Annotated in this window: 13 protein-coding genes; 5 read left to right on the forward strand and 8 right to left on the reverse strand. The window is 35.4% G+C overall.

The window, feature by feature from the left end; genetic code table 11:
• Positions 1-11 precede the first annotated feature (11 nt).
• The 5 genes from PXC01_RS02410 to PXC01_RS02430 form a co-directional block, all read right to left on the reverse strand.
• A complete protein-coding gene (locus PXC01_RS02410; RefSeq protein ID WP_276470780.1) occupies positions 12-383 on the reverse strand; it encodes a DUF1304 domain-containing protein in 372 nt (123 codons plus the stop codon).
• Positions 383-922 carry a 3-hydroxyanthranilate 3,4-dioxygenase gene (locus PXC01_RS02415; protein ID WP_276470781.1) on the reverse strand — a complete coding sequence of 180 codons (540 nt, stop codon included), beginning with the start codon at positions 920-922 and terminating at the stop codon, positions 383-385. The genes PXC01_RS02410 and PXC01_RS02415 overlap by 1 nt, the downstream gene beginning before the upstream one ends.
• Positions 923-1,035: 113 nt before the next feature.
• Positions 1,036-1,542 carry a CAP domain-containing protein gene (locus PXC01_RS02420; protein ID WP_276470782.1) on the reverse strand — a complete coding sequence of 169 codons (507 nt, stop codon included), beginning with the start codon at positions 1,540-1,542 and terminating at the stop codon, positions 1,036-1,038.
• A gap of 254 nt (positions 1,543-1,796) precedes the next feature.
• Positions 1,797-2,276: a CAP domain-containing protein gene (locus PXC01_RS02425; protein WP_276470783.1), complete on the reverse strand. Its 480-nt coding sequence runs from the start codon at positions 2,274-2,276 to the stop codon at positions 1,797-1,799.
• Between the two features lie 187 nt (positions 2,277-2,463).
• Positions 2,464-2,988 carry a CvpA family protein gene (locus tag PXC01_RS02430; protein WP_276470784.1) on the reverse strand — a complete coding sequence of 175 codons (525 nt, stop codon included), beginning with the start codon at positions 2,986-2,988 and terminating at the stop codon, positions 2,464-2,466.
• Between the two features lie 81 nt (positions 2,989-3,069).
• Between PXC01_RS02430 and PXC01_RS02435 the strand changes: the two genes are divergently transcribed.
• From PXC01_RS02435 to PXC01_RS02445, 3 genes are all read left to right on the forward strand, one after another.
• Positions 3,070-3,426 (forward strand): hypothetical protein, encoded by a 357-nt coding sequence (locus PXC01_RS02435; protein ID WP_276470785.1) that lies wholly within the window; start codon positions 3,070-3,072, stop codon positions 3,424-3,426.
• A 227-nt stretch (positions 3,427-3,653) separates the two neighbouring features.
• On the forward strand, positions 3,654-5,144 hold the full coding sequence (glpK, locus tag PXC01_RS02440; protein WP_276470786.1) for a glycerol kinase GlpK: 1,491 nt from the start codon (positions 3,654-3,656) through the stop codon (positions 5,142-5,144).
• 139 nt (positions 5,145-5,283) lie between these two features.
• Positions 5,284-6,951 carry a glycerol-3-phosphate dehydrogenase/oxidase gene (locus tag PXC01_RS02445; protein ID WP_276470787.1) on the forward strand — a complete coding sequence of 556 codons (1,668 nt, stop codon included), beginning with the start codon at positions 5,284-5,286 and terminating at the stop codon, positions 6,949-6,951.
• On the opposite strand, the gene PXC01_RS02450 is transcribed toward PXC01_RS02445, so the two are convergent.
• Positions 6,948-7,949 (reverse strand): NAD(P)H-dependent glycerol-3-phosphate dehydrogenase, encoded by a 1,002-nt coding sequence (locus PXC01_RS02450; protein ID WP_276470788.1) that lies wholly within the window; start codon positions 7,947-7,949, stop codon positions 6,948-6,950. The two genes, PXC01_RS02445 and PXC01_RS02450, sit on opposite strands and share 4 nt — an antisense overlap.
• 110 nt (positions 7,950-8,059) lie before the next feature.
• Between PXC01_RS02450 and PXC01_RS02455 the strand changes: the two genes are divergently transcribed.
• Positions 8,060-8,974: a nicotinic acid mononucleotide adenyltransferase gene (locus tag PXC01_RS02455; RefSeq protein ID WP_276470789.1), complete on the forward strand. Its 915-nt coding sequence runs from the start codon at positions 8,060-8,062 to the stop codon at positions 8,972-8,974.
• Positions 8,975-9,028: 54 nt separating this feature from the next.
• Here the strand turns inward: PXC01_RS02455 and PXC01_RS02460 are convergent, their stop codons facing one another.
• Complete coding sequence (locus PXC01_RS02460) at positions 9,029-9,556, reverse strand: DUF421 domain-containing protein (protein ID WP_276470790.1); 528 nt, start codon at positions 9,554-9,556, stop codon at positions 9,029-9,031.
• 122 nt (positions 9,557-9,678) lie between these two features.
• Complete coding sequence (locus PXC01_RS02465; RefSeq protein ID WP_276470791.1) at positions 9,679-10,527, reverse strand: helix-turn-helix domain-containing protein; 849 nt, start codon at positions 10,525-10,527, stop codon at positions 9,679-9,681.
• A gap of 147 nt (positions 10,528-10,674) precedes the next feature.
• Between PXC01_RS02465 and PXC01_RS02470 the strand changes: the two genes are divergently transcribed.
• Positions 10,675-11,649, forward strand: coding sequence for a phytanoyl-CoA dioxygenase family protein (locus PXC01_RS02470; RefSeq protein ID WP_276470792.1), 975 nt, complete (start codon positions 10,675-10,677; stop codon positions 11,647-11,649).
• Positions 11,650-11,673: the final 24 nt, after the last annotated feature.

The raw sequence follows: 11,673 nt of genomic DNA on the forward strand, positions 1-11,673 counted from the left end.
ACAATTTGAAGCTAAGCGAATTTTATAATACACCATAGAATAATTCCTATAAGCGCAGGCACACTTTGGACAATGAATATTTTTTTACTTACGGTGGTAGCGCCATATATACCGGCTATGGCAACACAACTTAAAAAGAAGAGTGCAACATTTGCTGACCATTCTATATTGGTGATGAAAAAAGACCAAATTAAACCTGCTGCCAAAAAGCCATTGTACAGCCCTTGGTTTGCCGCCATAGATTTTGTAGGCTCAAATAAATCTTTCGGAAAATTTCTAAAAACCTTTCTACCGGTCGTGGTCCATGCGAACATTTCAAACCAAAGAATATAAATATGGATGAACGCTACAAGAGCTGTAACTAATTTTGTGGCTATTACCATTATTCTTTAGCTATAAAACGTTCATCAACTGGCATTACGGTACCGCAATTATCGCAGGTTCTTAATTCTTCTGAGCTATAAAAATGCTTAAAATGTGATAAAAAATCTTTTTCAATATCATGAAGGGTAAAATAAGCTTCATATAACTTGTGGTTACAATTATCGCAAAACCATAAAAGACCGTCGTCAACATTCATATGGTTACGTTTACGTTCTATGACCAAGCCGATAGAGCCTTCTTTGCGAACCGGGGAATGTGGAACTTTTGCAGGGTGCAAATACATATCTCCAGGTCCTAATTGCATGGTACGCTTTTTACCGTCTTCTTGAATATGAACTTCTATGTTTCCTTCAAGTTGATAGAAAAGCTCTTCGGTTTCGTTATAGTGATAGTCTTTTCTTGCATTTGGTCCGGCAACGATCATAACAATGTAATCGCCGGCATCTTTATATAAATTTTTGTTTCCAACAGGTGGCTTAAGTGAAGCTCTGTTTTCTTCAATCCAATTATTAAGATTAAAGGGTGCTCGTATACTCATTTCTGTGAATTTAAGTGAAAGTTAAAGAAACGGTTCTTTTTCACCTAAAAGGTAAGCATAAAAAATGCCTTTGCAGCGCAAAGGCATTTATGGAAAATGAGTAATCAATTTTGTTATTGTACAAATATTTGCGTGAAATAATACTCCCCGTTGTTGTTTTGATTAATACTGATTGCCGAATAGATAAAATTGCCTTCAATATTTTTTTTGTGTCCGGGGTTTTTTAACCATGCAGCAAAAGCATCCTCTATGGTTTCATAGTTACGAGCAACATTTTCAGACACAAAATCGGCGTCCAATTGTTCAGAAATATATTCTGCGCGTTTACTAAAATTATCATGACTTGTGTTTTTTTTAGAAATCATATAATTGGTATGAAGGCTTGCATAGTAGTAAGTGGCGTTTTCAAAAACCAATTCATTTAAACCAAGTTCTATTCTATAGTTATTTATTAATTGAAAAAGTTCTGCTTCAATTGTGCTATGATTTTTAGAAGAAGCTAGGGTATATTTTGTTAATATATATTCAGAATTTTCTTCGTAATCTGTAAAGTTTTGGTTTTTTGAACAAGATGATAAAAGGGCTAAAATTAGAACTGAATAGATGAAGGCGGATTTCATATAGGGAAACTATTTTTTAGTAAGTGCCAAAAATAGTCTTGTTGATTAGCGCTAGTATTAAATCATCTATACAGGGTCTTAAAAACTCGTTAAGTTGCCCATAATTGTGATCTTCAGGTCTCTCGCTAAATTGTATTTAATATTACACCGTAGAAAAGTGCATTTCATATAATTTATTGCCTTCATCTACAATTAAATCTCTCAGCTATTTAACTATAGTAGAGCCTTTAAGTAGGTAGAGAGGTTATATGGATTTACTGCTTGTAGAATAGTTGGGTAAAGTAATAATTGCCAAAGTCATCTTTCTTGACACTTATTCCGGTATGGGTAAAATCGCCCTCCATTGTTTTTTTATGACTACTACTTATATACCATCCTTCAAAAGCTTCTAAGGCAGTTTGATAATCTTTGGCTACATTTTCTGCAACCATTTCAACACTTATTTCAGAATCAATTTTAGATGCTCTTGAACTAAAGTTGTCATGACTAATGCTACCTTTAGAAATCATATAATCTGTATGGAGATTGGCATATTTGTAAGCTACGTCACTAAAAGCCAATGCATTAGTGTTTATGCTTAATCTGTGTTCATTAACAATGTCCAGTAGGTCCTGTTCTATAGTTAAAACGTTTTCAGCTTCAAGCACTGGCGCTTCATCAAGAGATTCGCTAGTACAAGAACCAAGAAAAAGCAATAAAAAGACAGGGACCGCGTAAAGCAATCTCATTTTCATATAGGTGTCTTTTAAATAAATAGCCTCTCGGCGTAGCGAAGTAGGTAAAAAGTTAAGAGTGTTCTAAGCTCTCGTAATCGATTTGGGTTATCGATAGAGTAATATTATAGAAAAATTAAATGCTGGGTATCAACAAAAATGCTTATTCGATAAAGTGTATAAAAAGTAAGATTAGCGGATAATGCCATTATATGATTATTGGCTTCTCTGAAGCCTGACTTGGAGGAGCTTCACGTACCAGAACGGTGTCAAAAATTAGGGCTCCAATATCTTTGATAGGTTGATACAAGATAGATTCTGCTTTAGTTTCTTCTGTAATTATATTAAAGGTGCTGTCCATACGATCAATAAAAATGAAAGCGGCGCCTAATAAAATGGCAACCTTTAAAGTACCGAAAATACCGCCCGCAATTTTATTCAATGTACCAAGCATAGCAAAATTGGCAACTTTGGTCAATAGTTTTCCAATTAAATTTACAATGATAATGATAAGCACTAGCGTAATTACAAAGGCAATGATACTCATATTGCGTTCATTCCAATTCAAGTGCTCGGATAAATATTCACCTGTGATATATGAAAAATGGATAGCTCCAAAAATACCTGCAACAAGTGCAACAATAGAGGCTATTTCCATAAAAAGTCCGTTCTTATATCCTTTCCATAGACCCCATATTAAAGGTAATGCAAGTAAAATATCCAAAAGCCCCATTTATAAAGTGTTTTAACAAATATAGAACTTTGATTTGTACCTTTGCAAGGTCTGTAGCATACTACAGTTGATGTTAATATTATGGCTAGGGATATACAATTAAAAGAACGGTGGGAATTATTGGTAGAAAAGCTTTCAGCAAAGTTTTCTGATGGTGACCCTCTAGAATTAGATGCTATTATTTACTTGGTTGGAGTTCAAGAATTAGGACAGTACCACAGAAAATATAAAAAGGACGATAAGTTAGATTTAATGCATATAGCTATATGTCGTCTTTTAGAACCTTATGGTTTCTATGAATTTAGTTTTTTCGATGAAGACGGTTGGCCTCATTATAATGTGCTAGAAGAATTACCTTCTTTAAAGGCAGGGGAACAAACCGTACTTATGAAAGAAGCTATCGTAAATTATTTTATAGAAAAAGAGTTTATCAAGTAAACGATTTAAAAAGCCTGTTATACGTACATTTTTACCTCTACTGGAATAATAGGGAATAATAGCTATGGCAATATGGCCGAGTGCTTTAGTTGATAGGAAGAAATAAGCCTTATGGCATGAGGATGTAGTTTTAGTAATAGTAGGTACAAGTCTGCCAATTGTTGCACTGTTCGCTGCTTTGTAATGAGTTTTATTTCCGCTATATTTAGAGAAATAACTTAAAGCACATGTCAAGGCAATTTATAGTATCATTAGATCAGGGAACTACAAGCTCTAGGGCTTTGTTGGTAGACCATGACGGTACCATTAAAGGTATGGTCCAAAAAGAATTCAAACAGATTTTTCCAAAATCGGGTTGGGTAGAACATGACCCAAAAGAAATCCTATCCTCTCAGATGGCTGTTTTAAAAGAGCTTCTTGAAAAGGAAAATGTACAGCCTAAAGAGATAGTAGGTATAGGGATCACCAACCAAAGGGAAACAACGGTAGTTTGGGACAAAAATACGGGAGAACCGGTATATAATGCCATTGTTTGGCAAGACAAACGAACGGCGGATATTTGTGAACACCTAAAGAAAATAGGGTTGACAGAACATGTAAAGAAAACTACGGGGTTGGTAATCGATTCTTATTTTTCAGGTACCAAAGTAAAGTGGATATTGGATAATGTTGATGGTGCCAAAGAGAAAGCCAAGGCTGGAGATTTGTTAATGGGTACTATTGATACTTGGTTGGTATGGAACATGACCAAGGACCACAACCACTTAACAGACTATACCAATGCATCACGAACCATGATTTATGATATTGTAAATCTTAAGTGGGACGAAAAAATGCTAAAAGCGTTGGATATACCTAAAACAATGTTGCCGGAAGTAAAGCCATCTTCTGCCCATTTTGGCGATTATGAGTTAGAGGGAGTTAAGATACCAATTGCAGGTATAGCGGGCGATCAGCAGGCAGCATTATTTGGGCAAGCTTGTTTTAAAAAGGGATCGGCAAAGAATACTTACGGTACCGGCTGTTTTATGTTAATGAATACCGGCGAAAAACCCCAGTTCTCAAAAAACGGATTGTTGACCACTATAGCCTATGGTCTAGATGGTAAAGTTAATTATGCTCTAGAAGGAAGTATTTTTATTGCAGGAGCAGCGATCCAATGGTTACGAGATGGTCTGGAACTTATTAAGGATGCCAAAGAAACCGAAGAATTGGCAAATTCTATTGAGGGGGAGAATCCGGTTTACGTGGTGCCGGCATTTGCAGGTCTTGGAGCACCTTATTGGGATATGTATGCTAGAGGCGCGGTTTTTGGTCTAACTAGGGATACCGGTAAAGCACATTTGGCAAAGGCAACATTAGAGGCATTGGCATATCAAACCAAAGATATATTAAAGGCAATGGAAGATGATTCTGGTATTCAATTAAAGAATCTAAGGGTTGACGGCGGTGCCTGTGCAAATAATCATTTAATGCAGTTCCAGGCAGATATTTTAGATTCTGAGGTTCACAGACCAGAAATTATTGAATCTACAGCAATGGGTGCAGCTTTTCTTGCAGGAATTCAAGTTGGCTTTTGGAAGCAAACGGACATTGATCAAAGCCGACCAATGGACCGAATTTTTAAGCCAACTTTTGATCGGGTAAAAAGAAAACGTTTGTACAAAAAATGGCAAAAGGCTGTAGAACGATCAAAAGGTTGGGAAGAAGAAGAGTAGCATAAATATCAATTTTACAATTTATTAATTTTATAGAGCATAGAATAGCATAACACTAGTTCTATCTTTGCCTATAAATGTTAGGTTTTGGTCCAATATAGATCAAAATGAACGTTTTAATCAAAACAGACATCTACTGATGAAGAATATAAAATTTACCAATTTAGAACGTCAAAAAACAATAGATCATCTAGAATCTGAAGATTTTGATTTAGTAGTAATAGGAGGGGGAATTACCGGCGGCGGTATTGCATTAGATGCTGCATCGCGTGGTTTAAAAGTAGCGGTATTCGAAAAAGGGGATTTTGCTTCTGGTACCAGTAGTAAGTCTACCAAGCTAATACATGGCGGACTTCGATATTTAAAGCAATTTGATTTTTGGTTGGTTAAAGAAGTGGGCTCAGAACGTGCAATTGTGCATAAATTGGCGCCTCATTTGGTATTGCCCGAAAAAATGTTACTGCCATTAATAGAAAATGGATCTTATGGTAAATGGTTAACATCCATTGGTCTTAAAGTATATGATATTCTTGCTCAGGTAACGGGTGATGATAAGCGAAAGATGCTTGAAAAGAAGGAAGCCTTAAAATTGGAACCATTGTTACCCAAAAAAATCTTGAACGGAGCGGGATATTATGCCGAATATAGGACCGATGATGCTCGTTTAACAATCGAAAATATAAAAACTAGCCTTTTGTTCGGTGCACAAGCATTGAATTATGCCAAGGTAAATGAGTTTATATATGATAACGAAAAAGTTGCCGGGGTCAAAGTTATAGATGAGCTTACGGGTAAGGAATTTACGGTTAAATCTAAATATGTGATCAGCGCAGCTGGTCCATGGGTAGATGAATTAAGAAGCCTTAATAATTCTAAAAAAGGAAAACAGCTTCATTTAACAAAAGGGGTGCATTTAGTTTTTCCATATGAAAAATTACCTGTAAAACAATCTTGTTATTTTGATATACCAGATGGTAGAATGATGTTTGCCATTCCTAGAGGTAAAATAACTTATGTGGGTACTACGGATACCAACTATAATGATAATAAGAACAAAGTAAGAACAGATCTTGCCGATGCTATTTATTTGATTTCAGCGGTTAATAATATGTTCCCTGATATTAATCTTGAATTGGAAGATATAGTTTCCTCTTGGGCAGGGCTTCGTCCGCTTATTCATGAGGAAGGAAAATCAGCTTCAGAACTTTCCCGAAAAGATGAGATTTTTGTGTCCGATACAGGTTTGATAAGTATAGCTGGTGGTAAATTAACTGGTTATCGTAAGATGGCTGAAAGAGTGGTTGATCGCATTGCCAAAAAAATGGAAGAGGACCATGACATTAAATTAAAGGAATGTTACACAGAGAAAATATTTTTATGCGGTAATGTAGATTTTAAGAAATTCAAGCATGTTAAAAAGTACATTGAAGAGGTATATGTAAAAATTAAAGATGACGGTTTTACAAAGCATGATGCTTGGTTTTTGGTAACTAATTACGGTAAGCAAACAGAGACTATTCTAGAGAATTATAAGGGGATAGTAGAAGCCGATAATTATGTGAGATTGGCCAAAGCAGAATTGGCGTTCGGTATTAATTTTGAAATGGTACAAACCCCTATGGATTTCTTTATTAGAAGAACAGGGAGACTTTATTTTGATATAGACAGTGTTAGAAAGCTAATGGAGCCTTTACTGGCAGAGTTTCAAAATAAGTTTAAGGTAAGCGATGAGGTCGTTGAGGATTGGAGGACTACCTTAAACGCGGAATTGAAAGAGCATTCAGATTTTTCTTTAGAAAGACGTTAATCTAACTTATCGGTTAAATCAAGAAATACCTTTTTAGGGTTTTTATTTTCATAGAGAACTTTATAAACTGCGTCAATTATAGGAGTTTTGACCTTTTTTGTAAAGTTCTCTTTTATATTATAAGCACTTTTTGCAGCATAGTATCCTTCGGCGATCATATTCATTTCCATTTGTGCACTTTTTACAGTGTAGCCCTTTCCGATCATATTGCCGAACATTCTGTTTCGGCTAAATATAGAATATCCGGTAACCAGTAAATCTCCTAAATAGGCAGATTTATTAATGTTACGGTCTAGCTTATGAATGCGTTTTGTATACCGTTTCATTTCACGAATGGCATTACTCATTAACACACTTTGAAAGTTATCGCCATATCCCAATCCGTGGGCTATACCAGCTGCTATGGCATAGATGTTCTTTAACATAGCAGCATATTCGGTACCGATAATATCTTTGCTTATACTAGTTTTAATATAATTACTGGATAAATTATGGGCTATCAATTCTGCCTTTTCAGTATCTGCACAGGCAATGGTCAAATATGATAGGCGCTCCATTGCCACTTCTTCTGCATGGCAAGGGCCTGTAATAACACCAATATTTTCAAAAGGAATATCATAAGTAGTATGAAAATGCTCGCCAACTATCAATCCTGATTCTGGCACGATACCTTTAATTGCCGAAAAGATAATTTTATCTTTCAAAGAAGCTTCTAATTTTTCTAATTCTCCGACTAAAAATGCAGAAGGAATTGCAAAAATTAAAACATCTGCAAAGTTAGCTGCTTCATTAATATCATCTGTCAAGAACAGTTGCTCTGGTTGAAACTCTACGGAAGTAAGGTAATTTGGGTTGTGTTTTTGGGTTTTAATATGCTCAATAGCATCTGCATTACGCATATACCAGCCTATTTTTTCTTGATTGTTGGTCAACATTTTTACAATGGCCGTAGCCCAACTTCCTCCTCCTAAAACCGCAAATTTCGCATTCTCGTTCATGGTGTAAATTTACCAATTATTTAGATGATCATAATATGATTAGAATCAGTCTTGTAAAAATTTTGGCATGGAGATTGTTTCTAGGTAGGTAACCTATTAAATGAAATCTTATGAAAACAATAAAACTACTTATAGGATATTTCCTATTGGCAACTTTAATGGTCTCTTGTTATACAGAAGTAATTATTGAAGATGATTTTATAGAGGAATCGGCATTCAATACCGATCAAGTTTTACAAAGTTATGATTTATGGTATGTAGATATTAATGCAACTAGAGGTAATGGCGAAGTGCCTTTTTTGCAAAGGGCATTTACGGTTTCTTTTGATCGCGGAGTGCTTTATGCCAACAATAATATTGTGGGAATTGGTAAAACAGGTGGTGGCTATGGTATTGATGTAGGTACTTATGGTACACTTAGGGGTACCGTAGACATAGCTCATGATATTGACGGTTCTTGGTTTTTAGAGGTTTATGCGGTAAACAATAATACAATAGAGTTGTACGATGCCGGTACGGATACCTCATACTATCTTAAAGGATATCAGATCAATAACTTTGACTATGATATGGTGTTCTACGACAATATCAATTATTTCATACAGGAATATGATGCTTGGGAGAAAATTTACACCAGTGAAGCAGGTGCGTTGAATGATTTTGACAACGAAAATTACTTACAGTTTTTGCCAAGCTTTTTCAGGTCTTCCGTAAATGCGCCAAATACTAATGTTTCTAATTTACAGTGGGATTTTGAAGGTGAATATCAAGTCTATAATATACAAGGGGATAACACATTAAAAACCTTGACTTTAGATTATGATTTCTTTGGTAACGATTACTTTGAGCTATATGTTATCAATGATAGTACTATAGAACTATACCACCCAGATAGCGGTACAACGTATGAATTTAGAGGTAGAGGATACCAAGAGTATTTAAAATCTGCAAAAGGTTCTGAAAGTAAAAAAAGAGTTAAATCTTCTAACCCTACGATGAAGGTAGAACGTAAGAAGGCAAAATAGTTTTTAGGTTGATTGTCTCAAAAGTGTCCTATAAGGTATATATAGGGCACTTTTTTATGCACTTTTCTTAACGTCTTCCATTATTATAGAATCAACATCTAATTCTTTGTCCGTATGTAGAACAGAGATATCACCTGTAGTTTCAAATATAACGGCTTTTACTTCAGAGAGCTGTAGAACGTTTGCTTCACGTAATTTCCCCATTAAATCGGCTTGGCTTACCAATGCTTTTTTTAGGTTCCCTGAAAGAATAGTTCCATTTTCCATTAACAGTATTGGTGAATTGGTCATAACCTTTTGTGCCGCATTAGATGATGACAACAATTTAGCGAACAAAGCTTGTAGTCCTGCTAACAAGGCAATTGAAACCAAGGCGGGCATTAAACTGGAAACGGGCTTGTTTACCGCATCGGCTAAAATTGATCCCATGGCAATAGTTACTGCAAAGTCAAAACTTGTCATTTTGGCAAACGTTCTTTTACCGGTTACCCTAGTAATGAACATCATATATAAATAGACAAAGACTGCCGCAATACAAATTTGAAAAACAGTTTTTAAACTAAGTGGGTCAAAAATTTCCATGGTTGAATTTTAGAGGTTGTACACTTTACTTAAGAGTTGAAAAAGTGTATGCATTATGCTTTGCTAAAATTAACACGGTATGGTTTTAATTGTTTCCTCTATAGGTTATAATACTATTGCAATTAATTATTTTGAAGTCTTTTTTTAAATGCTGATGGATTTTCTCCTGTTACCTTTTTAAAAGTTCTGTTGAAGTACGACAGACTTTCAAATCCACATTCAAAACAGGTTTCGCTTACATTTTTTCCGTTCAGTAATAAACGTTGCGATTGGCTGATGCGATATTGATTTAAGAATTCAATAAAAGTACTACCCGTTGCTTTTTTAAAATAGCGACAGAAAGCAGGTTTGGTCAAATTGCAGAATTTGGCAACTTCATCCACAGAAATTTTACCCTGGTAGCGTTCATCGATCAATGCATAAATATCACGAATTCTACTTTGCTCTTTTTTGCTGTATCTGTTTTTGTAAGGTTTTTTATGTAATAATTCAAATTCGTTGCTTTGAGAAAGTCTTTTAAGAATATTCATGATAGCCATAAAATATTCAAAAGGTTTTAAGGTGTGGAGTTCTTTTAATAATTCGCCTACCACTTTTTTAGTTTCTCCATGAAAAGCAATTCCGTATCTGGATAGATCCAATAACCTGTTTAAGTTTTTTAACTCTGGAATAGGGTCTACAAAAGTGTCTTTAAAAGTAGGTTTAATATGTAAAACCTCTTCACGATAGGTAGTCTTAACACCGTAGTCAAAATTTAGATGTGGTATGTTAGAGCCAATAAGAACCAAATCTGTTTCTTTATACTCAGAAATGTGGTCTCCTACATGTCTTGTGCCGTTGGCGCCTTCAATATATACCAATTCATATTCCGGATGAAAATGCCAATAAAAAAGATGGCTAAGTTTAGGGTCATGTAACAGCCTAAACGGGCTTTTAGAAGCGGGGTCAATAGTTTCTAGTTCTACCTTCATAAGTTTAAATGTAACAAAATTGCAGTTAAATTTAATGAGGTGTACCTAAAAAATCAATATCGTTCAAATTATGGTCAATACAACGGTAGTTCAAATTGCTAACGCTCAGTAGTTTTATAAACATATCAACCATAAAATTCTTAAACGATGCAACAGACAAATAATAAAGTTGAGCAGGGTAATAAAGCGCATAGAGATATGCCAGGTAATCCATCAACAGCAACAAGCAGTAAACAAAAATTGAACGATAGATCTAATGGGAAACCACTTCGTGTACTCAGCGAAGAAGATTGGAAATTCTGGATAGAAAATGGGTATATAGTAATAAAGAATGCTGTGTCCCTAAAGCAAGCAAAAGCAACTGCAGATTTTCTTTGGGAGTTTGATGAAAAGAGCCCTACAGATTCTTCAACATGGTACGCTCCGCCAAGGGCAGAAATGCAAATGAAAGAATTAACGGGAACGGGAATGGTTGAGGTGTATAACCATCAACACTTATGGAACAATAGACAAACGAAAAGAGTATATGATGCCTTTGTAGATGTTTGGGGAACAGAAAAACTTTGGGTGACTATTGATCGTGCAAATTTGAATTTTCCATTGCCGGCAGGTGTAGACAAGAAAGGATTTATACATTGGGATTATGACCCGGAAACAAAACCACAAAATGTTCAAGGAGTATTGGCTCTGGCAGACCAAGATGACGAAAATATGGGAGGCTTTCAATGTATACCGTGGTTATATCGCAATTATGATTCATGGAAACTGACACAGCCAGAGGACCGAGATCGTTTTCAGCCTTCATTGGTTGGTTTAGAGGATAAAATTGTAAAAGTGAAAATGAAGGCGGGCGATCTGTTAATTTTTAACAGTACGGAACCCCATGGCATTAGACCCAATAAGTCTAAGGATAAAGTTAGAATAGCACAGTACATTTCAATGATGCCTGCCGAGCCAGAAAATGAAAAAATGCGCCTTTGGAGAGTCAATTCCTGGAAGAACAGAATTGCACCAGAAGGGTATGCTTTTCCGGGTGATCCACGTAAATGGGAGAAAACCAAATATGATACTGCTAAATTATCACCTTTAGGAGAGAAATTATTGGGATTAAAAGCCTGGTAGACAGATAATATGGTAATATTCTGT

This window comes from Maribacter huludaoensis, assembly GCF_029350945.1.
Lineage (GTDB): Bacteria > Bacteroidota > Bacteroidia > Flavobacteriales > Flavobacteriaceae > Maribacter > Maribacter huludaoensis.